The sequence below is a fragment of the Candidatus Nomurabacteria bacterium genome (assembly GCA_023898465.1).
Lineage (GTDB): Bacteria > Patescibacteriota > Patescibacteriia > HK-STAS-PATE-3 > HK-STAS-PATE-3 > HK-STAS-PATE-3.
Genome location: CP060223.1, coordinates 223,043 through 248,807 on the forward strand (window position 1 = coordinate 223,043; position 25,765 = coordinate 248,807).

General features: G+C 47.5%; 31 protein-coding genes and 1 tRNA gene. 27 read left to right on the plus strand and 5 right to left on the minus strand.

Going from position 1 to position 25,765, the window contains the following annotated elements; genetic code table 11:
• Positions 1-510 precede the first annotated feature (510 nt).
• The 10 genes from H6760_00935 (at position 511) to H6760_00980 (ending at position 6,992) form a co-directional block, all read left to right on the plus strand.
• Positions 511-1,032: a type II secretion system protein gene (locus tag H6760_00935; GenBank protein USN53719.1), complete on the plus strand. Its 522-nt coding sequence runs from the start codon at positions 511-513 to the stop codon at positions 1,030-1,032.
• 37 nt (positions 1,033-1,069) lie between these two features.
• Positions 1,070-1,624, plus strand: coding sequence for a type II secretion system protein (locus H6760_00940; protein USN53720.1), 555 nt, complete (start codon positions 1,070-1,072; stop codon positions 1,622-1,624).
• A 147-nt stretch (positions 1,625-1,771) separates the two neighbouring features.
• Entirely contained in the window at positions 1,772-2,362 is a 591-nt protein-coding gene (locus tag H6760_00945; GenBank protein USN53721.1) for a hypothetical protein, read from the plus strand.
• Positions 2,331-2,855, plus strand: a complete 525-nt coding sequence (locus H6760_00950; protein ID USN53722.1) for a type II secretion system protein — start codon at positions 2,331-2,333, stop codon at positions 2,853-2,855. Before H6760_00945 ends, H6760_00950 begins: the two co-directional genes overlap by 32 nt.
• A 9-nt stretch (positions 2,856-2,864) precedes the next feature.
• Positions 2,865-3,284, plus strand: coding sequence for a hypothetical protein (locus H6760_00955; GenBank protein USN53723.1), 420 nt, complete (start codon positions 2,865-2,867; stop codon positions 3,282-3,284).
• Positions 3,285-3,301: 17 nt separating this feature from the next.
• A complete protein-coding gene (locus H6760_00960) occupies positions 3,302-4,057 on the plus strand; it encodes a prepilin peptidase (GenBank protein USN53724.1) in 756 nt (251 codons plus the stop codon).
• Between the two features lie 22 nt (positions 4,058-4,079).
• Positions 4,080-4,709: a type II secretion system protein gene (locus H6760_00965; GenBank protein ID USN53725.1), complete on the plus strand. Its 630-nt coding sequence runs from the start codon at positions 4,080-4,082 to the stop codon at positions 4,707-4,709.
• A gap of 6 nt (positions 4,710-4,715) precedes the next feature.
• A complete protein-coding gene (locus tag H6760_00970; protein USN53726.1) occupies positions 4,716-5,300 on the plus strand; it encodes a prepilin-type N-terminal cleavage/methylation domain-containing protein in 585 nt (194 codons plus the stop codon).
• Entirely contained in the window at positions 5,297-6,133 is an 837-nt protein-coding gene (locus H6760_00975) for a type II secretion system protein (protein ID USN53727.1), read from the plus strand. The genes H6760_00970 and H6760_00975 overlap by 4 nt, the downstream gene beginning before the upstream one ends.
• Complete coding sequence (locus tag H6760_00980) at positions 6,123-6,992, plus strand: hypothetical protein (protein ID USN53728.1); 870 nt, start codon at positions 6,123-6,125, stop codon at positions 6,990-6,992. The genes H6760_00975 and H6760_00980 overlap by 11 nt, the downstream gene beginning before the upstream one ends.
• Before the next feature lie 79 nt (positions 6,993-7,071).
• On the opposite strand, the gene H6760_00985 is transcribed toward H6760_00980, so the two are convergent.
• Positions 7,072-7,944, minus strand: a complete 873-nt coding sequence (locus H6760_00985) for a metallophosphoesterase (protein USN53729.1) — start codon at positions 7,942-7,944, stop codon at positions 7,072-7,074.
• 24 nt (positions 7,945-7,968) lie between these two features.
• Here H6760_00985 and ligA point away from each other — a divergent pair, with 24 nt between their 5' ends.
• From ligA to H6760_01010, 5 genes are all read left to right on the plus strand, one after another.
• Positions 7,969-9,993, plus strand: a complete 2,025-nt coding sequence (gene ligA / locus H6760_00990; protein USN53730.1) for an NAD-dependent DNA ligase LigA — start codon at positions 7,969-7,971, stop codon at positions 9,991-9,993.
• Between the two features lie 41 nt (positions 9,994-10,034).
• A complete protein-coding gene (gatC, locus tag H6760_00995) occupies positions 10,035-10,334 on the plus strand; it encodes an Asp-tRNA(Asn)/Glu-tRNA(Gln) amidotransferase subunit GatC (GenBank protein ID USN53731.1) in 300 nt (99 codons plus the stop codon).
• Positions 10,316-11,776: an Asp-tRNA(Asn)/Glu-tRNA(Gln) amidotransferase subunit GatA gene (gene gatA / locus H6760_01000; protein USN53732.1), complete on the plus strand. Its 1,461-nt coding sequence runs from the start codon at positions 10,316-10,318 to the stop codon at positions 11,774-11,776. Before gatC ends, gatA begins: the two co-directional genes overlap by 19 nt.
• 64 nt (positions 11,777-11,840) lie before the next feature.
• Positions 11,841-12,218, plus strand: coding sequence for a response regulator (locus tag H6760_01005; protein USN53733.1), 378 nt, complete (start codon positions 11,841-11,843; stop codon positions 12,216-12,218).
• 24 nt (positions 12,219-12,242) lie between these two features.
• On the plus strand, positions 12,243-12,848 hold the full coding sequence (locus H6760_01010) for a nucleoside-diphosphate kinase (protein USN53734.1): 606 nt from the start codon (positions 12,243-12,245) through the stop codon (positions 12,846-12,848).
• 46 nt (positions 12,849-12,894) lie between these two features.
• Here the strand turns inward: H6760_01010 and H6760_01015 are convergent, their stop codons facing one another.
• Together H6760_01015 and H6760_01020 are read right to left on the minus strand one after the other, a co-directional pair.
• Complete coding sequence (locus H6760_01015; GenBank protein USN53735.1) at positions 12,895-13,527, minus strand: hypothetical protein; 633 nt, start codon at positions 13,525-13,527, stop codon at positions 12,895-12,897.
• 21 nt (positions 13,528-13,548) lie between these two features.
• A tRNA-Pro gene (locus H6760_01020) sits at positions 13,549-13,625 on the minus strand.
• Between the two features lie 75 nt (positions 13,626-13,700).
• Between H6760_01020 and H6760_01025 the strand changes: the two genes are divergently transcribed.
• Positions 13,701-14,306 carry a hypothetical protein gene (locus H6760_01025; protein ID USN53736.1) on the plus strand — a complete coding sequence of 202 codons (606 nt, stop codon included), beginning with the start codon at positions 13,701-13,703 and terminating at the stop codon, positions 14,304-14,306.
• 13 nt (positions 14,307-14,319) lie between these two features.
• Here the strand turns inward: H6760_01025 and H6760_01030 are convergent, their stop codons facing one another.
• Positions 14,320-14,982: a hypothetical protein gene (locus tag H6760_01030; protein USN53737.1), complete on the minus strand. Its 663-nt coding sequence runs from the start codon at positions 14,980-14,982 to the stop codon at positions 14,320-14,322.
• A 241-nt stretch (positions 14,983-15,223) separates the two neighbouring features.
• Here H6760_01030 and H6760_01035 point away from each other — a divergent pair, with 241 nt between their 5' ends.
• The 3 genes from H6760_01035 to H6760_01045 all read left to right on the plus strand — a co-directional run bounded on the left by H6760_01035 (position 15,224) and on the right by H6760_01045 (position 17,302).
• Positions 15,224-16,474 carry a hypothetical protein gene (locus H6760_01035; GenBank protein ID USN53738.1) on the plus strand — a complete coding sequence of 417 codons (1,251 nt, stop codon included), beginning with the start codon at positions 15,224-15,226 and terminating at the stop codon, positions 16,472-16,474.
• 103 nt (positions 16,475-16,577) lie between these two features.
• Positions 16,578-16,862, plus strand: a complete 285-nt coding sequence (locus H6760_01040) for a hypothetical protein (protein ID USN53739.1) — start codon at positions 16,578-16,580, stop codon at positions 16,860-16,862.
• Between the two features lie 125 nt (positions 16,863-16,987).
• The gene (locus H6760_01045; protein USN53740.1) at positions 16,988-17,302 is read left to right on the plus strand and encodes a hypothetical protein; all 315 of its coding nucleotides are present in this window, start codon (positions 16,988-16,990) and stop codon (positions 17,300-17,302) included.
• Positions 17,303-17,417: 115 nt separating this feature from the next.
• Here H6760_01045 and rpmB read toward each other — a convergent pair whose 3' ends face one another.
• Positions 17,418-17,597, minus strand: coding sequence for a 50S ribosomal protein L28 (gene rpmB / locus H6760_01050; protein USN53741.1), 180 nt, complete (start codon positions 17,595-17,597; stop codon positions 17,418-17,420).
• 78 nt (positions 17,598-17,675) lie between these two features.
• Between rpmB and H6760_01055 the strand changes: the two genes are divergently transcribed.
• The 8 genes from H6760_01055 (at position 17,676) to rplC (ending at position 25,764) form a co-directional block, all read left to right on the plus strand.
• Entirely contained in the window at positions 17,676-18,302 is a 627-nt protein-coding gene (locus H6760_01055) for a site-2 protease family protein (GenBank protein ID USN53742.1), read from the plus strand.
• 146 nt (positions 18,303-18,448) lie between these two features.
• Positions 18,449-18,865, plus strand: a complete 417-nt coding sequence (gene rpsL / locus H6760_01060) for a 30S ribosomal protein S12 (GenBank protein USN53743.1) — start codon at positions 18,449-18,451, stop codon at positions 18,863-18,865.
• Positions 18,865-19,329 (plus strand): 30S ribosomal protein S7, encoded by a 465-nt coding sequence (gene rpsG, locus H6760_01065; GenBank protein USN53744.1) that lies wholly within the window; start codon positions 18,865-18,867, stop codon positions 19,327-19,329. Before rpsL ends, rpsG begins: the two co-directional genes overlap by 1 nt.
• Before the next feature lie 91 nt (positions 19,330-19,420).
• Positions 19,421-21,508 (plus strand): elongation factor G, encoded by a 2,088-nt coding sequence (gene fusA / locus H6760_01070; protein ID USN53745.1) that lies wholly within the window; start codon positions 19,421-19,423, stop codon positions 21,506-21,508.
• A gap of 76 nt (positions 21,509-21,584) precedes the next feature.
• Positions 21,585-22,919, plus strand: a complete 1,335-nt coding sequence (locus H6760_01075; GenBank protein ID USN53746.1) for a hypothetical protein — start codon at positions 21,585-21,587, stop codon at positions 22,917-22,919.
• 183 nt (positions 22,920-23,102) lie between these two features.
• Positions 23,103-24,287 carry an elongation factor Tu gene (gene tuf, locus H6760_01080; GenBank protein ID USN53747.1) on the plus strand — a complete coding sequence of 395 codons (1,185 nt, stop codon included), beginning with the start codon at positions 23,103-23,105 and terminating at the stop codon, positions 24,285-24,287.
• Positions 24,288-24,365: 78 nt separating this feature from the next.
• Complete coding sequence (gene rpsJ / locus H6760_01085) at positions 24,366-24,719, plus strand: 30S ribosomal protein S10 (protein USN53748.1); 354 nt, start codon at positions 24,366-24,368, stop codon at positions 24,717-24,719.
• Positions 24,720-24,948: 229 nt separating this feature from the next.
• Positions 24,949-25,764, plus strand: a complete 816-nt coding sequence (gene rplC / locus H6760_01090; protein USN53749.1) for a 50S ribosomal protein L3 — start codon at positions 24,949-24,951, stop codon at positions 25,762-25,764.
• The last annotated feature ends 1 nt before the right edge of the window (position 25,765 follow it).

The following is a 25,765-nucleotide window of genomic DNA, read 5'->3' on the forward strand; positions in this document are numbered from 1 at the left end:
TTGACCTTGTTTGCTGATGATAACGGTGGAAGCTTTGTTGGAGTGCAGGTAGCAGGCGCAAGTAATACGCCTGATTGTTCTGGTGACACAAACGACGCCGGATCGACCGCAGCTGGTAATGATTAAGTGTGGGATAGCAACGACGGTTACCGATTATCTCTCAACCTATCTAAATTCACCACGAGCTTGGTTACTGGCGCGGACGCGTGCGAAGGTCGTTATGGTTATGTGGCAAATGAATTCAGCTGCTACCGTAAACGACGCTGATGATTATGTGTTGTTCTATAGACCGAAACAGGTGATGGACAAAACTACTACAAGCTTAGCGCTGACGGGCAGTCGGTTGATTATTCAGATAATGAAACAGGTGTTCCTACCTGTCCAAACACGGGTGCGGCTTGTACGCTAAATCCGTAAGGTTGATAAACAAAAAAGGGGTGCTAGTTGACCCCTTTTTTGTTTATTGTGCTATACTTACCGCATTGAAGCTTAAGTTAAAGGGGGTAGTTAATGAAAAAAGGATTCACACTTATTGAGCTCCTAGTTGTTATCGCGATTATTGGAGTACTTTCTGCTATTGGGCTCGTCTCACTAAACGGTGCACGTGAAAAGGCCCGTGACGCCCAAGCCAAGTCTGACCTTGGTCAGATGCGTACAGCATTAACTTTATTTGCTGACGATAGCGGTGGATATTATCCAGATGTACAAAGTGATAGTCCTGGTGTGCCAGATGAGAGCGCTCCCAATTTAACTGAGGGCGGTATTTGGGATGGCACCGGTGGGTCAATAATTCCAAGTTATCTATCAGCAGAACTTGAATCCGGCTCAAGTACTCCTTACGGTTATGTATCGAATGGACTAGATGCTACTCCAAATGTATCTAGCGATTATGGGCTCTATTACTTGTTAGAATCTGGCGATGGAGCGCGCTACTACGTGCTTACTGCCAATGGAACAGTGTATGATTATGATGCTAATATTGGAGCGCCACCGCTTTGTATCGATGAAAGTCTGCCTTGTGAAGTAAGCTAATTACAAAATGGAAATGAAAGGGGGTGAGACAGAAAGAATGAAAAAAGGATTCACACTTATTGAGCTCTTGGTCGTGATCGCGATCATCGGTATTTTGTCTGCAATTGGGCTCGTCTCACTAAACGGTGCACGTGAAAAGGCCCGTGACGCCCAAGCCAAGTCTGACCTTGGTCAGATGCGAACTGCTTTGACCTTGTTTGCTGATGATAATGGTGGAGAGTATCCGGGAGAAGGTACAAACGGACAGCCAGATGCTAGCGGCACGGGATCTGGCGGAGGGCTTGGTGTATGGGCTGCCAGTGGGGCAATAATAGGCCCGTATCTTAGTTCTGAACTAGAGTCACCTTCGAGCACTAGCTATAGTTATCTCTCAAACAGCGGAGCTGCACCTGACACTACAGGAACGGATTTCGTTTTGTATTATCAGTTAGAGTCAGGCGCAGGTGATCATATCTACTCACTTTTAGCTGATGGTACTGTTCGAGACTACGATGACGGGGACACTAACTTACCTTGTTGTCAGAATGATGCGCTTTGCCACTATAATGACCCTGACCCGTTGCCGACAGATGCTTCTTGCGATGGAAGCTAGTTAGTCAAACACTATGTGTAAGAATCAAAAAAGAGCAGAAATGCTCTTTTTTGAATTTGGTGTAGCAGGTAGTTCCGGGAGTTTAAGTTATGTAATGCAAGGTGGTTGCCTTGGTGATTTTCGCTATTTCTTGTATAATAATACTACATGTCGAATTCGCTTTATCACGGTTTGCTTAGTCTGATCTTGCTTGCTCCCTACATTGCGACTGTCCAATGGCGGAAAGCGATGAGTCGTAAGATTTTTATTTGGTCAGTCAGCGGTATCATTGTTCTGATGTGTATACAAATGAGTATTCAGAGTGTCCAACTTTGGAATGAATACTCTAACGATCCGGTTGCCGCCTATTTACTACCACCTCATTCGAATGTCGTTTATTCGCATATTCTGAGATTAGGACAGCCGATACTTGTAGCAGTTATTACCGCACTAGTTACCTTTTCTGTTCTTTACTTTGCAAAAAAATACTTCCGACTCGGACAGTATGATGCTGAGGATATTCGCTGGTTGAGTTTGTCAGCTCTCTTGAGTTCTTGGCCAGGCGTCCTTATTACTTTTGTAAGCATATTTCTCATTGCTGTGTTGGCTCAGATAGTACGGGTGCTCATGGCAATGCGTAGTTCAGCTGAGCCACCTCGACTTGTCCTCACCCCCTTTGTCGCCCCTGTCACCATTTTTATCCTCTGGTTTCTCCCAGATATTCTCCATGTTACCGGACTTGAAAAAATCCGATTCTAGAAAAGGATTTACCCTAATCGAATTATTAGTAGTGATTGCAATTATCGGCATACTTTCGGGTATTGGTATTACACAATTTAATAAGTCGCGCGAAAAAGCACGTGATGCACAACGTAAATCAGACCTGGCGAATATTAGATCCGCACTATTGCTTTATTATGATGATTACGATTTTCTTTATCCAACAACCGTGACTGTAGGTGCACCGGACGCTTCCTTAGACGGCGTAGGTGTATTTGATGCGGATGAGGGCAATAATCCAATAGTACCCGAATATCTTGCGTCTGTGATATTACCAAAAACTGACGACACCAATCATGAGTATTGGTATGACGCGACTGATGATGGGAGTGCGTATCTTCTGTATACTCATTTAGAGGGAGCTGATACAGACTGGTATTGGCTTGATTCTAACGGCAAAAACGGTGTTGAGTTAAATGCCAATACCCATACGGCAGATAATTGCAATGCAGGAACTAGCTGTACGTGGTAAAATACATATATGGAAAACGCTAAGCAAAAAGGATTAGGACTAATTGAGCTCATTATCATTATCGGCCTTTTTGGCTTATTGATCGTGCTTGGCGTGATAATGTTAGGGAACGAGCGGGCTCGGACGCGGGATAGCCAGCGTTTGGCTGATATGACACGGGTGCAGGCAGCTTTTCAGCTGCTCTATTACACACAGGCAAGCTACGCCGAGGCAGCGGATGGCTGTGATGAGGTGGGGACTGCGGTGGCTGCGTGTGGATTAGATCGCTACCTGAACGGAATTGGTACTTTGCAAGATCCGGGGTCTTTCTCTTACCGCATTGCCAAAGTGCCGGATGAGCACGGCTACGCGGTTGAGTTTACCTTAGAGCGCGGATATGGCACCCTAGCCCCGGGGTCGCATTTCTTGACTGAGCAGGGGATTCAATAACGATTCAGATGGGGGATATGGACCAAAGCATCGCACTCATTGGCGCTATTGCGGTAGCTGTCTTTGGTTTGATTATTGGCAGCTTTTTAAATGCAGCGCTCTGGCGGATGCGGGTACGGCGCTCTTTAGTAAGCGATCGTTCGCGATGTCCACATTGCAAGCACGTGCTTGGTCCAGCTGAACTCATCCCAGTGTTTAGTTTTTTCTGGCAGCGTGGTCGCTGTCGGCACTGCCGCCGCAAAATTTCCTGGTGGTATCCCGGCATAGAGCTGGCAACAGCGGCAGTGTTTTGCGTGAACTGGTTTCGTTTTGGTTTATCAACTGAGTTTTTTTACGTCACTGTTATTTCCGCTTTCCTCATTGTCATTTTCGTCTATGATGCGCGCTACAGTTTAATTCTCGATCGAGTTTCTTTGCCAGGCGCGGCATTGGCCTTCATCGGCAGTTTGTTACTTGGTGTGCCTTTTTGGGACGTGCTGCTCGGCGCGCTGATTGGTGGAGGATTCTTTTTCCTGCAGTATGTCATTTCCCGTGGTCGCTGGATTGGCGGAGGTGATATGCGTCTCGGGCTGCTGCTTGGTGCCTTCTTAGCCTGGCCGGAAATTGTCTTTGCACTGTGCCTCGCCTATATATTGGGATCGTTATATGGCATTGGTCTGGTTTTGAGTAAGAAGAAGTCTTGGCAAAGCGCTATTCCCTTCGGCACCTTTTTGAGTTTAGCAGCATACATTTTTTATTTAATGAGCGATCGTGTCCTTCCATACCTCACCTAAAAAATCGCAGCACGGTTTCACAATGATTGAGCTAGTTGTCTCAATCGCAATTTTTGGCATACTCGCCGGGATTCTTGGTTGGAATTTTAGCCGCTTCCGAGAAAATGATGATTTACGTCTAGCCGCTGAACAGCTGATGACTGATCTTCGTACTGCGCAAAATACTGCCATGACCGGTCAGGTGATTGATGATCCAGGACCAGGAGATCCAGCCGTGCCAATTGGCGGCTATGGCATTCATTTTAATCTCAACATAGGCAACAACGAATATTGGATGTTTGCGGATCGAGAGAGTTACAGTGGGACAACTTGTGTTCCTGTACGCAACGAGCGCTTTGATCAATTAGTAGCCGACCCTCCGAGCACGTGTATGACTGATGGGGTGAATGATGATTTAGATGCAGCGCCTAATCCGGTACAATTACCCGGCGATGTGATTATTGAAGCCTTGCGAGTAGATGGAACACAAAGCATTACCGACGTGGCCTTTTTGCCTCCTAAACCACTCCCTTATGTAGCTTACGGCGATCTGACAAATGCCGCCGTAGCTGGGAAAACTATTGAGATTGACCTCCGTCATACCGTGACAAACCAGCTCCGAAGGGTTACTGTAGTAGGAGCATCAGGTCAAATAAGTGTCAGCACACCATAATTATCTATGCATCGATTTTCACACAATCAAGAAGGTCAAACCCTGGTCGAGGTGATTATCGCGGTTTCGATTCTCTTGGCTGGTATTGTTACCTCCTTAACCCTTGGCATTGTGACGGTGCGGGCTGGTCAAGTGTCCCAAAACCGTACGATTGCAGATAATCTAGCTCGGGAGGGTTTAGAGTTGGTGCGTACTATGCGCGATACCAATTGGCTGCAGGATAATGTATGGGACCAGGGCTTATGTGCCTCTGATGACACTACTGCTATTCCAGATTTTTTACCGGATGTAAATGCGTGGAGTCTTGATTTCAGCGTAGATGATTTTGCGGACGCCAATGCACAGGTCTTATATAGAGAAGATCGAGAAAATTCACTTCGCCCGCTTGATTACTACATGCAAACAGCTGGACCTCGACCGGACGGATCAACGCCGAGTCGCTTCCGTCGTTTATTAACGATTAGTTCTGATGACGGTAGCTGTGTCGATGCTGATGTCTCGTATACAGTGAAGTCAGAAGTGCAGTGGGATGAGGGTGGAACAACCCATTCCTCAATAGTAGAAGAGCGACTCTTTGATTGGAGGACATGATGAGGTTGCGACGCTTATTGTATAAGAAAATATTTGCCCGAGAAGAAAAAGGATTCACCTTGGTGGAAATTCTCATGGTGCTCGGCATTTTCTCAACCGCACTACTTATGGTGGTGAATATTTTTGTTACCTCGACTCGTTTGCAGCAGCGCACACTGACTGCCCAGCGCCTGAGTGCTGATGCGCGATTTACTTTAGAGACCATGGCCCGGGCAATTCGAAGTGGTACGGTTGACTATGATTTTTATCACGCACGAACGCCATACGTTTCAACAGAGTACGAGATGAAGATTACCGACCCTAGCTATCCTCTGCATGTGTTGTCAGTTATTGATCCGGATGGAAACCGTACGATTTTTCGCCGTCAGAGTCTGGATCCGGTAAATGACCCCTGGGGGAATGATAAGAGTGGCGGATTTGAAAAAGTTGGAGACAAGCTAGAAGTATGTTTAGAGAGCAACCTTTGTATAGATCCAACAGATTATGAGGGTTCCTCAAAAACGCTTTGCAACTCTGACAGTGAGTGCGGAGAGACTGGTGAATCTTGTTTGCTTTCCTGTAATTACCAAGGTGCTTGGAGCGACATTACTCCAGAGGGCGTCCGTTTAACCGGTGGATCACAACATCCCACCGAGCCCTATGGCTTTAAGGTAACCTTGACCCCCCCGTATAGTCCTTTCTTAATTCAGAATAATGAAACTGGCGAATATAAAGCTGATGAGCAGCCCCGGGTTTCCATACTCATGATAACCAAGGGCAATGGCAATGACCAAGATGAGCTGAAAGAAGTGAAATTACAAACAACCGTAAGTACGCGTGTGTATGGACGTTAAGCAATTTTCACATTCGCAAAAAGATGAACGCGGTATCGTGATGCTTTTGTCTTTACTCGTATTAAGCGCCTTAACTGCGGTAGCGATTGGCACCTCGGTGCTGATTATTAAAGAAGTCCAACAGTCTTCAAACATTGATCGTTCTCTGATGGCCTACTACGCAGCAGAAACGGGAATTGAAAAAGGACTCTACACCGTTAAGATTGGTCGACAGACGAATCAAGAGCTTGCTGATATTCTCAATGATCTGAATGACGGCGGCGCCATGAGCAATGGAGCAAGCTGGTCAACGGATGAGAGTACCACCAGCGAGGAATATTCCCTCAGCTCGCTAAAGGAAAATCAATCAACCGTGCTTGATCTCTACGATCCTCTCGATCCAACTGAAGGTGGTTATGAGAGCTTTGGTGTTGAGGCGCTTGATGCAAAGCCGCTCCAAAATCCAGCTTGGTTGGAAATCAGTTATTTCCCTTGGACTATAAACGGCGGCTTACTTGATTGGGACGATGATAATGTGGAGAAGCGTCTCCGCTCAGTATATGAAACCCAGCCAAATGTGCCGGCCATCTTTGACCTCTTACCAAATCAAAATTATCGCATCCGCGTGCGGGCGCTCTATGATGATCTGCGTAATGTGCGCATTACTGCTTTCACCGAAGATGACCCGACAGATACTGATGTATGTAATCCGGCCTATAGCTGCATAAAGTCGATTCCAAATCGAGTGTTGATTCGCTCGCTTGGTGCCTCGGGCGGTAACCAGAGTGCCTTATCAGCCTCAGTGCCATATCAAGCGCCAGCCTCTGGTATCTTTGACTTCGTGCTCTTCAGTGAGCAGACGATTGATAAGAGGACCTAGGTTAAGGAAATCTGAAATAAGAATATCGAAACACTAGACAATTTTGAAATTGGCTATTACTTCGATTTTCGGAATACGTTTATTCCTGCAGTCTCTTTACTTCAATGCTTATTTTTTCGTCTGTCACTGTTACGAGTAAGTAGTGATAGACTGGACCGACAAAGTCTTTAATCAGGTCCTGAGGCGCCGCCCCTCCTCCGCCGGAAACGCTGACAGGAGTAGTGCCCAGAGTATAGGTGAAGAGGGTGTGGATGTGGCCGGCAAATATGCGAGTGATAGGATGTTGCTCGATGATGTCAATAAATTTCGCATTTGCTATACGTGAGGCAGGAGTTTCATCATCACCGGTAAAAGCGGTGAAAGGCAGATCAACCGGCCGGTGCATAAAAAGAAAGATAGCATTTGCTTCATGCTCTGCTAAATCTTTTTCTAGCCAGGCGAGCTGAGCGTCTTCAAAGCCTACGCGACGGTCAGAATTATCAAGCACGACAAAATGGGCATCCTGATAGTCAAAGCTATAGTAGGTCGCCCCACCTTTGGCGTTTTCTGGCCGCGCATTAGCAAAGTATTTGATATAGAGCTCACGAGATCGATCACGGCCAAGATCATTATTGCCAATTGCGGTATAATAGGGGAAAGGTAACTGGTCGAGCCTTGCCCGAACCTCTTGCAAATCTGACTCAGCGCCACGAGGACTTAAATCACCCAAGTGCATGAGAAATTGGGCTGATTCTCCTGAAATCTCTTGCAAAAGTCTATCAAAAATTGGGGTGGCCCCTTCATTATCACTCAGCACCACAAACTGGAAACCCTGCGTTTCCTCTAGGGATTCCTGAGTGATTGGAGTGTTATCAGCCTGGAAGAATTGATAGCCTGACCAGGCAATATATGCCAAAATAAGGAGGCTGACACTGATGGTTATGAGAAAGAAACGTTTGAGAAAAGACCCCATAGCACCAATAGCATAGCAGGAAATATGACAAAAGCAGAAGCGCAACAACGTATAGACAAGCTAAAAAAGGAAATCGATCACCATCGCTACCTTTATCATGTAGAAGATCGACAAGAGATTTCAGATGCTGCGCTTGATTCTTTGAAGCACGAGCTTGAGCGTCTGGAGCAGCAATTTCCAGATTTGATCACTGCTGATTCGCCGACCCAACGTGTGGGTGGGGAGCCTTTGCCTGAGTTTCAAAAAGTGCAGCACACCCAGCGCATGTTGTCCCTAAATGATATTTTTAGTTTTGAGGAATTGCAGGCCTGGGAAGATCGCGTAAAAAAATTGTTAAGTGCTGGCGAACAAAAGCAGCTCGGATATTTTGTTGAATTAAAAATGGATGGTTTAGCTATTTCATTACTTTATCGTGATGGAGTATTGGCTCGCGCCTCTACCCGGGGTGATGGATATATCGGAGAGGACGTCACCGAGAATATGAAAACCATCGAAGCAATCCCGCTTCGTTTACGTGTACTAAAAAATATTACGCAGCAGAATCGAGTTATCCGCGGTGAGGTAGAAATCCGTGGCGAGGTCGTCATGTCTAAAAAAGCTTTTGCGAATTTAAACGCGGCGCAGAAAAAGAAGAAAGAGCCTCTCTACGCGAATCCGAGAAATGTGGCTGCCGGCTCAGTCCGTCAATTGAATCCTAAGGTCACAGCCAGCCGTAAGCTTGATTTCGTTGCCTATGATCTCGTGAGTGACCTGGGACAAGAGACGCATAGCGAGGTGCATAGTTTGTTGCGACAACTTGGTTTCAAGGCCGGGGATCATAATTACACGAGCGCAAATATCCAAGAGGTAGAAAAAGTGCATACGCAAATTGGCAAGCTGCGCGAGAGCTTGCCATACTGGACTGATGGCATCGTGGTGAACGTAAATCACTTGTCGCTTTTTCAAAAGCTAGGTGTCGTAGGTAAGGCGCCGCGAGGGGCAGTTGCATACAAGTATCCAGCTGAGCAGGCAACTACAGTAGTGGAAGATATCCAGGTGCAAATCGGTCGGACAGGCGCTCTCACTCCGGTGGCACATCTCCGTCCTGTGCAGGTTGCGGGCACGACTGTGTCGCGAGCAACTCTGCATAACGAAGATGAAATTGCCCGCTTGGATGTTCGCATAGGTGACACCGTTATCGTACAAAAGGCCGGAGATATTATTCCAGACATCGTGCAGGGCTTACCAAAATTGCGTACTGGTAAAGAACGTCGGTTTCACTTCCCAAAGAAGTGTCCTATCTGCGGATCTGCAGTTGAGCGCCAAGCTGATCAAGCTGCCTATTATTGCAGCAACACATTTTGTTTTGCGCAGGCCCGAGAGGGTTTATACCACTTCGTCAGTAAGTCAGCTTTTGATATTGATGGTCTGGGTCCGAAGATTATCGATCAACTGCTCGAGCATGAATTGATCCGAGACCCGGCTGACATTTTTGCTTTGCGTGAAGCTGACCTTTTGCCCTTAGACGGATTTGCAGAAGTTTCCGCCCGTAATCTTATACAGGCGATTACTGCGAAGAAGCGGATTAGCCTGGCACGTTTCCTTTATGCCCTTGGTATCCGACACGTGGGTGAAGAAACAGCTATAGCATTGGCTCAGCACTTCCATGCCCTCGATGCTATCACTGCGGCGAGTCTAGAGGAGTTGGAGGCTATTCATGACATTGGTGGTATTGTCGCGAAAAGTATTTACGCTTACTTTGCCGAGCCTGCTCATCAGAAGTTATTGAAAAAGCTAGCACAGAATGGGGTAGAAATTATTTATCAAGCTCCAAAGCGTCGGACATTGGAAGGAAAAACCTTTGTCCTGACTGGTGGACTGTCCTCCTTAACCCGTGATGAGGCAAAAGATCGTATCCGCCGAGCTGGTGGGAGTATTAGCAGCTCTGTATCTCAAAAGACTGACTATGTGGTGGCGGGCGAGGATCCAGGGTCAAAGTACGACAAGGCAAAAGAGTTGAACGTCGCAATTATTAATGAAAAAGAGCTCTTGCAGATGCTGGATTCCTGAGCATAGCGACAGCTGGGACGAACTTTGCTAGACTAGCCTATATGTCATCGAAATATGCAAAAATCGACCTCTTAGCTGATATGGCAAAGATTGCCCTGACTGATGAGGAGCAGAAAAAACTAGAAAAAGAACTGCAAAGCATCTTAGCCTATGTGCAGGTCCTTGATAAGGTTGATACTTCGAGTACACCGCCTACGCGTCATGTCAGCGGTCTCATCAATCAGACAAGAGAGGATAAGATTGTCCCTTCTGATCATGCGAGTGAGATTACTCGTCAATCCCCACGACGTTCAGGATTTGAGATTCCTTCGGTACGTAGCTTATGGACTTCAAAGAAATAACCCTTAGCCGAGCTCTGGAGGGATTACGCTCGGGAGAATATAGCGCGATTGAGTTGACGCAAAGTTTGCTAGAACGCAGTGCTCAACTTAACCCCAAACTCAACGCCTACATTTCCATTCATGCTGAGCAGGCTATGGCCGCAGCCCAAGAGGCTGATGCCAAACTTTCTCGGGGTGAGGACATTGGACCCTTAACTGGCATCCCAATAGCAGTGAAGGATGGAATTGTGACGAAGGGCCCATCAACGGCCGGCTCTCACATGCTTGAGCATTTTAGCGCTACGTATAATGCCAGTGTGGTGGAGCGATTACAGCAGGCCGGCGCTATTATCTTAGGCAAGACAAACTGCGATGAATTTGCTTTTGGCGTATCAGGTGAGTACTCAGCTTTTGGGCCAAGTCGTAACCCATGGGACACTGAGCGAGTGCCAGGTGGTTCATCATCCGGCTCAGCTGTTGCGGTTGCCGCAGGCTTAGCGCTTGGGTCACTTGGTAGTGATACCGGCGGATCAGTTCGTCAGCCGGCGAGCATGACTAATCTTGTCGGTATCCGCCCGAGTTATGGACGAGTAAGTCGATATGGTTTAATCGGCACCGCTTCCTCGCTTGATACGATTGGCGTCTTTGGTCGTAACGTTGAGGATGCCGTGCGCATCTTCCAGGCAATAGCCGGACATGATACTAAGGACGCAACTTCGTTGCCTGATGCAGTGCCGGACTATTTAGCGCTTATGCAGGAAAAAAATCGTAAACTGCGTATTGGTATACCAAAGGAATATTTTAGCGACGCCTTACGAGATGATGTGCGTGCAGTGGTAGAGCAGGCGATTATGACTTTGCGGCAGCTTGGTCACGAGCCAGTGGAGATTTCTTTGCCGCACACCGAGGAGTCGCTGGCAGTCTATTACATTCTCAACCCTTCTGAATCATCTTCCAACCTCGCACGCTTTGATGGCATTCGTTACGGACACTCAGCGCTGGAGAAAAATGAGAAAGCGCCGCTAGGTGAAGTGTTTGCGAAAAGTCGTGATGAGGGTTTTGGTCCAGAAGCAAAGCGACGCATTTTACTCGGCACCTTTGCCTTATCCAGCGGCTATGCAGCGAAATATTATGTGAAGGCGCAGCAAGTTCGCACTTTAGTAAAAGAGGACTTCACAAATGCCTTTCAATCGGTTGACCTGATTGTTACCCCGACTGTACCAGAGCCAGCCTGGAAAATCGGCGAAGTGCAAGATCCTTTGAAGCTCTATCTGGCTGATATTTTCATGACGGCGACCAGCTTAGCCGGACTGCCAGCCATTTCCGTTCCTGCTGGCTTTGTCGACGGATTACCCGTTGGTATGCAGATTATTGGCAAGTCATTAGCCGAAGCAGAAATATTTGCCCTGGCTCAGCAATATGAGAATTCAAGTGAATGGGTAAAGCAATTTCCCAAACTTTAGCACTTGTCAAAAGTCACTTTTTATTGTAGACTTATCGCGTTCCTAATCTGAAATCGCAGTAACTATGGCGGAAAAAAAGACCAAGGTCCTTATTGTAGAAGACGAGAAAATGCTCGCCGATATGTATGGGACGAAATTCAGTATGGAGGGGTATGAAGTAGAAAAGGCGAATGATGGTGCGGCTGGTTTAGAAAAAGCAAAAACCATGCAGCCGGATATCATTCTCTTGGATGTTATTATGCCAAAGATGGACGGTTTTACCGTGCTTAAGGCGCTGAAAGAAGAGTCAAGGTTAAAAGATACCCCAGTCATCTTGTTGACCAATCTAGGTCAGGACGATGATGTAAAAAAAGGGAAAGAGCTCGGAGCAAATGATTATTATGTGAAATCAAATCACAGTCCTTCCGAGATCGTCGAAAAAGTAAAACAAGTTATTCAGTAAGATATTTTAATTTATCAAACGCGCATGTCAGAGACACAGCCGAATTTTATCGAACGCACCGTTGTCTTGGTGAAACCAGATGGTGTGAAGCGGGGATTAGTCGGGGAAATAATTGGCCGATTTGAAAAGACCGGCTTAAAAATAGTCGGAATGAAAATGATCTGGGTTGATAAAGAGCTGGTGGCTAAGCACTACCCAGAATCACGCACCGAATTGCTGCGAGGTATCGGTGAAAAAACTTTGAAGACCTATCAAGAGTACGGCATGGATCCAAACGAGCAATTGGGAACTATGGATCCGCTGGAAATTGGTAAGATGGTGAATAACTGGAATATTGATTTCCTCACCTCAGGTCCAGTTATGGCTATGGTGCTCGAAGGTCTGCACGCCATTTCTAACGTACGACAAATAGTTGGTAATACTTTACCGGTCTTTGCTGATCCAGGTACCATTCGTGGTGATTACTCACTGGATTCTCCGGCTATGGCCAATCAACAGAAGCGAACGGTCCGTAACCTGATTCACGCTTCAGGTAACGCTGAAGAAGCAAAGTATGAAGTTGAGCTATGGTTCCGTGAGAACGAGCTCTATACCTACAAGCGCAGCGACGAAGCGGTGATGTACGAGTAGTTTATTCTCTGAAGCAAAAAAAAGACCGGGCCACGTGCCCGGTTTTTTAAATGTGTTCTTTCGCTAGCCGTTTAAGTTTTTGGCCCGCAGAGGTTGTTGTAATTTTATTTGTAATGGCGAGTCCGTGCTTTAATTGGCTCACTGTTTTTTCAGGGGCATATGAATGCGGTGAGTCTGCAAACTTATCTAAAAAGTTTTCTTTTAGTGTTTTAAATTTTTGCTCATCAAATTTGTTAGAGTTACGATCGTAGCTGAGTTCATAAATTGTCGCTAGTTTGTCTTGATATACTTCAGCTCTATGTTCTGTTGTTACCCAAAAGAAATCATTATCTTTTTTTGAGGATTCTTGCATTGCTTCACATTGGCTATAAAAAACACTTATTTCTTGTAGTTCATCTTGATCAAAGTCCGCAGCAAAAAGATACGAGAAGTCTCTCCAGCTATTATTAGGTAAAATATGAGGAAAATCTTTTGCACCTCTCTCCACTAAGCCTCGTATTTCTTCGATCCTTTGTTCAGCGTTACGAATTTCGGTTAATAATATTCGCGCTACATCAGTTTTTTTATCTTTTCTCTGACGTCGATATAATATTAACGTAGATAGTCCAAGTAGGCCGACTAGAAATGTAGAGAACGCTTCAACGTGATCGATAAATAAGTAAGAAATAATATGATTCATATAGAGTATTAGTTATTTGTATGGTCGGGGTGGCGGGACTTGAACCCACGACCTCATGCACCCCATGCATGCGCGCTAGCCAACTGCGCCACACCCCGACGGCGGCATAACCTTAGCACCTAGGGGAATGTCTCGTAAAGCGCTATACTGAGCTTGTAATAGGGTATGGGTATATGCGCATTCGTCAATGGATAATTGGCATTCTCGTGCTCGCCACTGGACTGACAGTGTCTATTCAAGCTGGTAACTTTGTGTCGAATCATTGGGCTACTCATCCCAGCGTGCATGACATTGTGCTTGAGCATATTCCTTATGTGAATTTATTTTTTATAGGCGAGATGTTGTACTGGCTAGTGCTGGCTACATATTTGCTTTTGTATATTCGTTATCAACGCGCACAGATTCCTTACATTCTTTGCTTGGTCGGCATCTATTATCTCTTGCGTTCTCTCTTCCTTATTCTTTTACCCATTGGTCATCCGTTTAGTGCGCCAGAGTATGGAGAACGCTGGAGTGCCTATCCGCAATTTGCTTATTTTCCCAGCGGTCACCTTGGCTTCCTCACCATCATCACGCTTGGCTTAGGGCCGATTCGTTTTCACCGTTGGTTTTGGTTGCTCGTACTTTTCTTTGGTGTAGGCATGATCGTCACGCGGGCACATTACACTGTGGATATACTTGGAGCAGTGGTTATTGCGTATGCCGTGTACGCGTTTGCGGAACAACATTTACGTTCGCGTTGGTTTGCAAAAAACACTCAGCCGGCGCTGGGCAAATAATTTTTCCTAGTGCTTATCTCAACCCTTCACTAAGCACCGCGTCTAAATCCCAACGCACTCGGCGACGCTCTGGCTTGGCAAAAATATATTCAAAAACTTTTTGCATAAATCCAAACACTGCAGATCTCAATGAAAAGTCAGTTGGGCCAAGGAGTTTTTCACGCTCGCTGTTATTCAGTGGTCGGGCGCCAGCACTTTGTCTCAGCTCATCAAAGGCCTCATCGCCAATTTTTTGGTGTAAGGCATCCATAAAGCGGCGGAGCAATTTTCTTGCCCGCGCATAATCACGCAGATTCCAATCAGGGTTAAAAAAGAGCGAGAGGGTGCGCACGGCATGCTCCTCATTTGTCATACCCTGATGTACTGCCAGGTCTTGAATAAGGTGGATAGCAAAACCCAGCCAGACTAATCGCTCAGAGCTAGGGCTGTGTTGTATTTGCGCTATGTATTCTTTTAGCTGCGCACTGGTTGCTTGAGAGGCGAGCTTCGGGTCGGTAGGTTCGCCGTACTCAGTAGTACTCGGAGTTGCTGCATTTGGGATGCATTTATTCCAGCGGTGCCAATCAGTCCACTGGGCACTTTGGCCTAGGATGCCAGCAGTTTCTTTGCTAAAGCCGTATTCACGCGCTACAGCCATTGCTTGTCGTTTATGGAGGTAGGGGATCATGTTCTCCATAGTAGCCTGAAAAACTGAGTAAAGCGAATGGATATACTTGACAAATTATATAATTAGTAGTATAATACTCAGTTCTACGCTAAAAATAGCGAAATTTGTCAAGCGTATGAACCCCCTCCGTATTGGCCTCGGACAAAATCGAGGTCAGTGCGGAGGGGCGCACATTGAGAATTCATCTCGTGTATGTTACTCCGGCTTGCTTCGACGGAAGTAGGTCTAGACCAAACGTTTGGGGGAAGAAATGCAAAGCAAGGGTTTCTGGTTCACGTTGATCATGACCAGCTTGGTCATGTTGCTTCTCTCCGCGGCTATGGCGCAAGCCACGTCGCAACCGATGATTCCGAGGAGCCTCCTGGCAACCCCTTGGCACACTGCCGAGGACGCGAGTGGCGATCTCATCGTCACTACCCAGGATTCCGACATCAACGGTATCTGGTCTTCGTCTCACGCAGACTCGTCTGCCGAGGCCGTGGCTATGTGGGCGGACATCGTCGCCTACAACAAGCAGCATGGAATGACTGGGAAGGACTTCACCCGGATGATTCCGGGCGAGACCACCTACCGTGTGCCTGTCTGGCGGGCGGAGCAGTTCAAAGCGTGGTACAAGTCTCGCAACAACGTGCCGACGGCCACGTCTGCAATCGAGTCTGCTCCGGAATCGACCAACCCTGGTCGCGGATTCCCAGGCTTCCTCGGCGGTCTACTGGCTGCTGGAGCTCTGGTCGGTGCGACTACTCTCGGAACCCGGCAACGGAGGCGCTTGCTTCAACCGTCCAACGCAAACCCGATGCGGCAAAGCCCGCTCGAGAATGTCGAGGACGCGGCGACAGAGGTTCGGGAGCAGATCCTGGCCTTCAGTCGTCTCAACCCCACGTCTCCGGAATCTCTGGTGAATCCGGAGGAATGGACCATCGTCAGCGCTGTCCGTGGCCTCGGTAACGGGGCGGTCGAGTCCCACTTCAGCAACGGTTCCACGAGGAAGGAGAACTTCCACAACGAGCCGTGCTACGAAGTGACGGCGCGCAACACTTCGGGTGAGGAGCGCAAGTTCTACATCCGGATCAAGTGCGCGAACCAGCTCACCGGCCTGACGGGTCAGTTCGGGCTCGACGACTTCACCTTCACTCCTGGAGGCGATGCAGTCGAGCTGAACATGCCTTTCGTACCCGCCGCTGACCCCACCCCCGCCACCACTGCTACCGCTGACTCGACTCCGGCTGCTACTTCGACCGAAAGCGCTCCTGCGCCGACGGACGAAGCTGCTCCGACCGAGGCTGCTCAGGTTCCGGCCGAGACCGAGGCAGATCTTGACCTGGTCAAGATCGAGGCTCTGGGCGAGGGTCAGTTCCGGATCACGCGATCTGGACAGCCCCTCGAAGTGAATGGTGACTACATCACCATTACTAGCTGGAAGGGCTTCAGCTTCTTTCATCGGGGGAATGAGACCCTGGTGATTCCGCCGAAGTCCACCGACACCACCCCGCAGGCCTAAGAGCCTAGCGGACACGAGATGAACCCGAGCCCCGTTTGCTACATGCAGCGGGGCTCTTTTCTTTGCTATACTGTACATAGACGTGCTTACACAGGAGGGAGTCATGTCAGACGCTCATTGCAACGGTACTGCACAGGGAGTTCCTGAGATTCGCGAGGTGCAGATTGGACTTCACGAAGGGGTGGTACGTGCGCATCTGCTGCACGGGACTGGTCCTTTTGATCATGTAGAGCTCAAGGATGCCGGTAACTGCCTCTTGGTGACCGCTGATGGCACCGTGCTATCGCTCACGCTTGCTTCGGAGACCATCATGGCTGCTACCTGGCATGGGCGACTTCAATCAGTGCAGGAAGCTGCTGAACGAGGTAGCGATGTGCCGCAGCAGTGAGACAAACACAATCAATATCCCACCTGCCTAGGTTTCATTACGAGACATGGGCAGGTTTCACATGTTGACAGCTTTTAGGGGATTCTCTAGAATCGAACAGTCTTACTGGCTAAATAGAAAAACACATGCGCGAAAGCGAAGGATTCTCCCCAGAATTTATGGAAAACGAAAGCGACAGTGCGATGAGCGCTGAAGCGGCCGAAGCAAATTTCATTGATGAGGGAGCCCAACAGTGCGTGGTGATTGAGCCAGGCAATATTGACGTACAAACTGTCACCCAATTTGCCACAGAGCAGGGAGCGCTCATCGAGGACGAAGACGGTGGCAATCAGGATCGTTATGTGATTCGTTTCCCCGAGGGTGAACAGCAAGCGCTGACCTACGAGGAATTACGCGACCAGATCGAAGTACATGCCCAGGAATGGGCCGAGGCAGCCTAGCCTAAAGAACGCAGCTCTTGTGCCCTAATGAGCAAGAGTGCGCTTTTCTATTGGGCGAAGTTTTAGTACAATGCAAAAACCGGCGACATGTCTTGCCTAGTACCGGTCTTTCCACTTACGCTTTCTGCTTCTGGTTGTGGGTTCGGATGCAAGAAGTGCAAGCCTTTACGCGCTTGCCATCAACCAGCAAGGTCTGCAAATTCACATGCTGCTTGCGCTTCGTAGCGATATTTGAGTGGCTGCGGCTGACTGCATTCATAGCTCCTCGACCGCAGATTGTACATGTCCGTGCCATACTGGCCTTTCCTTATTTCCAACAAGTAGTAACGCACCATAGACTAGCAGTCGACCCTAGTCTGGTCAAGTCCTTCCTATGATTCTCGACCTCCTTTTCACCGATCCAGCCATATTCCTCATCTACCTAGGGGCAATAATCGTGCCAATTGCTTTGCATGAGTTTGCGCACGCGTTATCAGCCACGATGCAGGGCGATCCAACCCCAAAGGCTATGGGACGCCTGACCTTCAACCCATTGGCGCATATTGACCCCATGGGCATCCTGCTCCTCCTTATTGCGGGATTTGGATGGGGGAAGCCAACCCCATTTAACCCAATAAACCTTAAAAATCCGCGTTTGGGTACGGTTTGGGTGGCCTTAGCCGGTCCTTTGTCAAACCTTATCCAGATCATAGTTTTTGGTATTTTCTTGAAATTTGTAGCGTTTTTAGGGCCAAGCAACTACCTGGTGATTTTCTTAGCCGCCTTGTTACAAATTAATATTATTCTCATGCTCTTTAACCTTATTCCCATTCCGCCTTTGGATGGATCAAAAGTACTTTTTGGTTTTTTGCCTCCCTCTACCTTGGAATTTCAAGCAAGATTTGAGCGTATTGGGCCGCTGGTGTTGCTGGGGATTATTATCGTAGATCAGTTTACCGGAATTGGAGTCTTTCACTGGATATTTAGCGGAATAACCAACGCAATCTTTTCATTTTTTTAAAGAAAAGCACCTGAAGCGCAAAAAAGCCTCGTCGGCTTGACGAAGTGCCATGCTCATGGTACCGTGCTCGTCGTTACACCCGATTTTCCGGTTGCAGCAATGTACGCGACTTTGGAAGCCAATCTGGTGCTGAATGAAGAATTTTTATGCCTACAACTAGCCAACTTGTCCGCAAAGGACGCAAACGAGAGCAAACGAAGTCAAAGACTCCGGCGCTCGAAACTACCTTAAACGCCTTGAAGCGCAAACGCACCTACCTGAAGAAGGGTAGTCCTTTTAAGCGTGGTGTATGCGTGAAGGTAACGACTACTACCCCTAAAAAGCCAAACTCAGCTTTGCGCAAAATTGCTCGTGTACGTCTTTCGAACGGCATGGAAGTGACTGCGTACATCCCGGGCATGGGTCATAATCTCCAAGAACACTCTGTGGTATTGATTCGTGGCGGTCGTGTCAAAGACCTTCCAGGTGTCCGTTATCACATCGTCCGTGGCGTCTATGACACCCAGGGAGTAGCTGAACGGAAGCAAAGCCGCAGTATTTATGGAGCTAAGAAAGGAAAATAATGCGAGGAAAGCGAGCACCAAAGCGTACCATTGCCCCTGACGCACGTTACCAAAACGTCATGTTGGCAAAGTTTATCAATTTGATTATGGAGCGCGGTAAGAAGAGCGTAGCTACTCGAATCGTCTACGGCGCTTTTGATGTGATTAAGGAAAAGACTGAGCAAGATCCTATCGAGGTATTTGATCTCGCTATCCGCAATGTCGCTCCAGTATTAGAAGTGAAATCAAAACGCGTTGGTGGTGCAAACTACCAAGTGCCGATTGAAGTCCGTGGTGATCGCCGCATTGGTTTAGCTATGCGTTGGATTATCGCTGCCGCCCAAGGCAAAAAAGGACAGCCAATGCACGTGAAATTGGCCGAAGAGCTCATTGCTGGCTCCAAAAAAGAGGGTGAAGCCATGAAGAAGCGAGAAGATGTGCATCGCATGGCCGAAGCAAACCGCGCCTTCGCTCACTTCGCGTAGGGGAATGTCACATTTAAAAATGCACATTACCCACTTGCATCTCTTGTAGATACTAGCCTTTTCAATTTTACCGCCTTAATTTTTTACCACCTTGCCACGAGAATATAGCCTAAATAACACCCGAAATATTGGAATTATTGCGCACATTGACGCTGGTAAGACCACCGTGAGTGAGCGTATTTTGTATTACACCGGTAAGAAGCATAAAATCGGCGAGGTGCACGAGGGTGAAGCAGAAATGGACTGGATGGAGCAGGAGCGGGAACGTGGTATTACTATTACCGCTGCGGCTACCACCTGTTTCTGGAAAGACCATCGCATCAACATTATCGATACCCCAGGTCACATTGACTTCACCGTAGAAGTACAGCGCTCTTTGCGCGTGCTTGATGGCGGTGTGGTGGTTTTTGATGGCGTGGCCGGTGTGGAACCTCAGTCTGAAACTGTATGGAACCAAGCTGAGAAATTTGGCGTGCCTCGCATCTGTTTTGTGAACAAGATGGACCGCATGGGCGCAGATTTTTACAAAGACCTTGATTCAATTCATGAACGTCTTACCAAGAGCGCTCACCCGGTGCAGCTCCCAATTGGTGCTGCAGAAACCTTCCAAGGCATTATCGACCTCTTTACCCGGACTGCTCGTGTATACACCGACGATATGGGTAAGGAATGGACAGATCAAGAAGTTCCGGAAGACATGAAAGAGCAGGTTGAGCAATATCGCAGCCAACTCATTGAAGCAATTGTCGAGCACGATGAAGTATTGATGAATGCATACTTAGAAGGTAACGAACCTTCCATCGAAGATTTGCAAAAGACTCTCCGCAAAGCCTGCATTGCTAACCAATTAGTGCCGGTGCTTTGTGGCTCTGCTTTGAAGAACAAAGGCGTTCAGTTCTTAATGGATGCCGTAAACACGTACCTCCCATCACCATTGGATGTGCCACCAGTGACCGGTACTGACCCGAAGACTGAACAGGAAGTGCAGCGAGAAACAGCTGATACTGCACCATTCTCAGCCTTAGCTTTCAAAATTGCTGCTGACCCATTTGTTGGTAAGCTTGCTTTCTTCCGTGTGTACTCTGGAATGATTAAGTCTGGCTCCTACATATACAATTCTACTACAGGAAATAAAGAGCGCATCGGTCGTATTGTTCGCTTGCACGCAAATCACCGAGAAGAAGTAGATGAGGTCTACGCCGGTGACATTGCCGCGGCCGTGGGATTAAAAGAAACAAAGACTGGTGACACGCTTTGCGATGAAGAGCACCCAATCGTGCTTGAATCCATTACCTTCCCAGCACCAGTTATCTCAGTGGCTATTGAGCCAAAAACCAAGGCTGACCAAGAAAAAATGGGTGTGGCGCTCGGTCGTTTGGCTGAAGAGGACCCAACTTTCCAGGTGAAATCTGACACTGAAACCGGTCAAACCATTATTGCTGGTATGGGTGAACTTCACCTTGACATTATTGTCGATCGCATGAAGCGCGAGTTTAAAGTAGAAGCAAATGTTGGTAAGCCGCAGGTTGCCTACCGCGAAACCGTTACTGCCATGGCCGAGGGTGAAGGTAAATACATCCGTCAGTCAGGTGGACGCGGACAATATGGTCACTGTAAATTACGCGTCGAGCCTTTGGAACGCGGTACCGGCGTTGAGTTTGTTGACGCAGTAAAGGGCGGTAATATTCCTCGAGAGTACATCCCAGCTATTGAAAAAGGTATTCGCGAAGCGGCTGATAACGGTGTGTTGGCTGGTTATCCCTATGTTGACTTCCGAGCTACTGTACTTGATGGTAGTTATCACGAAGTCGACTCTTCAGAAGCGGCTTTCAAAATCGCTGGTTCTATGGGTTTGAAAGATGCCACTAAAAAGGCAAAGCCGGTTATTCTTGAGCCTGTTATGAAGATCGAAGTAGTAACTCCAGAAGAATTCATGGGCGATGTGATTGGTGACCTGAACTCCAAGCGGGCAACTATTAAAGAAATGCGTGATCGAGCAAACACCAAAGTGATTGATGCTGATGTACCTTTGGCGGAAATGTTTGGCTATGCAACCGCACTTCGCTCCATGTCACAGGGCCGCGCTTCTTACTCTATGGAATTCTCACACTATGAGATTGTGCCACAGCATGTTGCTGATACCATCATCGGTGAAAAGGCCAAAGCAAAAGCTGAATAGGTAAAGAAATACTTAAGAAAATATGAAGCGTTCGTGATGGACAATCACGGGCGCTTTTGGTTATAGTGATGACGGTATGAAAAAGCAACTCGGGCCCCTGAGGTCACAAGGCGCAGCCCAGCGCGGTAACATACGGATTTTTGGTACCGTGCTTTTTGTTGTAGTGACTATCGCAATGAGCGTTCTTTTACTACGGTTGCCAGAAAAAAAGAATGGCAAAATTGCTGACTTGCCCTTTACTCCAGCTGAAAGAGTTGCCACACAGCCTCAAGAAGTGTTAGGAGCAAGTGATTTACCAGCAGGCAAGATAGTGCTTGCGCAACGAAGCGTTGTGGCAATTGACGGACAGGGCAATAATGCTTACCAATACGCCTTCTTTCTCAGCGATTTTACTGGGCAGCATCGTTTTACTTTTGCAAAAAGAGACGACCTACTTTACGAGGCAATGCAAGTTGTCGGCGGCGCATATTTAGCTGTATACGACGACAGCGGAGTGGGCACTAAAGACGTGTTCCGCTTTGATGGACAAGATCCATCATCCACCTTTGTTCCTCCATATCAGCCTGAAGGCGCTCTTTTTAGCGAGGATGGAAGCCAAATGGCATATGTGGAGAGTGATGAAATAGGTGATATGACGGTTATCGTGCGGAATATGTCCACAAATGAGGTAGAGGAGTATGCCTCATCTGCGTTTTCCACAGACCCTGACGCTTCGCTGCTCCTCCAACCTTTAGCCTTTAGTATGGATAATCAGGAGCTTTACATTGAGGCGATGCAGGATATTGGGCTCACTACTTCGCCCTATGTGCTTTATCGGGTCCAACTGTCTGATGCGTCAGTCACAACTGTATTTCAGCAGGGTGAAGATGAGGTCAATACGCATTTTAAGCAGTTAGTAGGCCTTTTTTCCGATATGAATATGGCACTTTTTGAATCCCTCGATTATGGGGCTGCCAGTACGGCAATTGATAATGTGAATGTAAAAACCACTTTTACGACGCTCGATTTGACTACATTGGAGCAAAATGAATGGTTTCAGTATGAAAATGTAGCCTCACCCCTTGCGCACCAATACGCTTCTTTGAGTCCGGATCGGCAGTGGCTAGCCTTGGAATCGCTTGATCAGACAAATCCAGGAGTACTTCTTTGGAATACCGAGGATAAGTCATTCCGACGCTTAACAGCTACTGGTTCCTTCTTAGCCTGGAGTCCAGATAGTCGCTTTGTACTGACCGAGCAGGTGACTTTTGATAATTCCGGGGCCTACACCTTGAGCTCAATTGACTTACAGAGCGGTAAGGAATATGTGATTTTTCAGCAAAGTGACCTAAGTGAAGGCACGGGTTTGAATCAAATAGGCGATAGCTTTAGCTTGTTCTTGGGTATTGCCAGTGACTTATCCACAATCTAGGTTTTTGGATAAAAGACTGCTAAAAACTTAATTTGGCTAATATTAGCAAAATTTATTTTATCTTGAAAAACTAGGCCTAAACCCTTGCCAGGACAAAACAAGCCTGCTATACTCGCCAGTGCATTCTGTCAAAGAATGCGCCAATAATCATTGAATTTAATTGCAAATTAATCTCTAGAGAACATGGCAGAAAATTTTGAACGCTCGAAACCTCACAAGAACGTCGGTACTATTGGTCACGTAGACCATGGTAAGACGACTTTAACTGCAGCAATCCTGAAGACATTGACTGACGCTGGTATGAAAGCGTCCAATCGTTCTGTCGATGAGATTGATAGCGCGCCTGAAGAAAAGGCACGCGGTATTACTATTGCTACTGCGCACGTTGAGTATGAGACTGAAAAGTATCACTATGCGCACGTTGACTGTCCTGGTCACGCTGACTATGTGAAAAACATGATCACCGGTGCCGCACAGATGGACGGTGCTATCTTGGTGGTGTCAGCAACTGACGGTCCTATGCCTCAGACTCGCGAACACATTCTCTTGGCCTACCAGGTTGGTGTGCCAAAGATTGTCGTTTTCTTGAACAAAATTGACCAAGTCCAAGACCAAGAGCTTATTGAATTGGTTGAAGTTGAAATTCGCGATCTCTTGAAGAAGTACGAATATCCTGGCGATGAAGTGCCGATTATTCGCGGTTCAGCTTTGAAGGCCTTAGAAGGCGACGAAGAAGCTAAGAAATCCATCATGGAGCTTATGAAGGCTGTTGATGAGTATATTCCTGAGCCTGTTCGTGAAACAGAAAAGTCCTTCCTCATGCCTGTAGAAGATATCTTCTCCATTGAAGGTCGTGGTACCGTGGTTACCGGTCGTATTGAGAGCGGTATCATCAAGGTAAACGAAGAAGTTGAAATCGTCGGTATCCGAGACACCCAGAAGACTGTGGTGACCGGAGTAGAAATGTTCAACAAGACTTTGGACGAAGGTCGCGCTGGCGATAACGCCGGTCTCTTGATCCGCGGTTTGAAAAAGGAAGATGTGGAGCGCGGACAAGTCTTGGCCAAGCCGGGTACTATCACCCCGCACACTGAATTTGAATGTGAAGTCTATATCTTAACCAAGGATGAAGGTGGTCGACACACTCCATTCTTCAAGGGATATAAACCACAGTTCTACATTCGTACGACTGATGTGACCGGTGAAGTGATTCTTCCAGAAAACACTGAAATGGTTATGCCTGGCGACACCGTCAACATCAAGGTTACTCTCCAGAGTCCGATTGCCTTAACCGAGCAGCAGCGCTTCGCCATCCGCGAAGGCGGCCACACGGTCGGCGCCGGAGTCGTCACTAAGATTCTTAAGTAAGTGCTTATCCGCCTCTCCTCACGGGACACCCAAGGACACGAGGCGGATTTGTAAAGCGATTCGATCATTCAATCCACAATGGCTGACAAGGAACACAAGGAAGCACCGAACAACGAAAGCGAAGCGCCATCGCAGCGTATTCGCATCAAGATTCGTGCATACGATCACAAGATTGTAGACCAGTCGACTCGGACGATTATTGAAACTGCGCAGAAGTCTGGTGCAGCGGTAAAAGGACCAGTTCCTTTACCAACTGAGAAGACAAAGTACACCGTACTGAAATCTTCCTTTGTGCATAAGAATGCTCGAGATCAATATGAAATGCGAGTGCACAAGCGCTTGCTGGACATTGTTGATCCGACACCAAAGACTGTTGATGCATTGATGAGTTTGAGTCTACCAGCCGGTGTCGATATCGAAATTAAGATGTAAGTATGTCGATTGGTCAGTATATCTTACTTAATTTGCTGCCACTGATCGATTACCTTAAGTCTCTGTTTACTTAACACCTCGGTAATTGCGTTCTCGGGATGACAAGACTCGTAACGGTATAGCGTTAATCCCTAGATAACCTTTTGCCAGCAAGCATCTCACCAACCGTGGTCATCAGGCCTCGTTCGGAAGTGATTGTCTGGCCTTCACGGTATTTTTGTGCAAGTGTATGAAATTCATTCTCGGTAAAAAACTTGGCATGTCTCAGCGCTTTCGACCTGACGGTACGAGAGTGTCAGTCACCCACGTGCAAGCCACTCCAATGGTTGTCACGCAGGTAAAGACAGCGGAAAAAGACGGCTATACTGCCGTCCAGCTTGGTATGACTGGCAAGCGTAATCTATCCAAGCCAGTTCAGCAGCACCTGAAGGATTTACCACAAGTTGCCGAGCTGCATGAATTTCGCATGGACGACACTGCTAAATTCGAACGCGGTCAAACCTATACTGTACAGACTTTCACGCCAGGCGATGCCGTAAAGGTAACTGGAATTTCCAAAGGTAAAGGTTTCGCCGGTGTGGTAAAGCGTCATGGATTCGGCGGTAGTCCTAAAACACACGGTCATAAAGATCAACTTCGCATGCCTGGTTCCATTGGTGCAACAGACGCACAACGCGTTATGAAAGGTAAGCGCATGGCTGGTCGCATGGGCGCCGAACAAGTAACTATTCGCAATCTTGAAATCGTTGACATTGATGCCGAACATAATGAGCTCCTTATTTCCGGAGCAGTGCCTGGCGCGCGTCATGGATTGTTAATCATCACTGCTGAAGGAGATATGCCTGAGCCAGTCCAAGAGCAAAAGCAGGAAGCTCCAGCAGAAGAGGTAAACAAGGTTGAGGAAGTTGCCAAGCCAGAAAATCCTGAAACTGAAGTAAAGGCAGAAGCGAGTGACGAAAAAACCGAAACCCCAGCAGCTGAAGTAACTCCAGAAAAGGCTGAAGAGAAAACTGAGGAAAATACCGAAGCGAAAAAGGAAGCCTAGG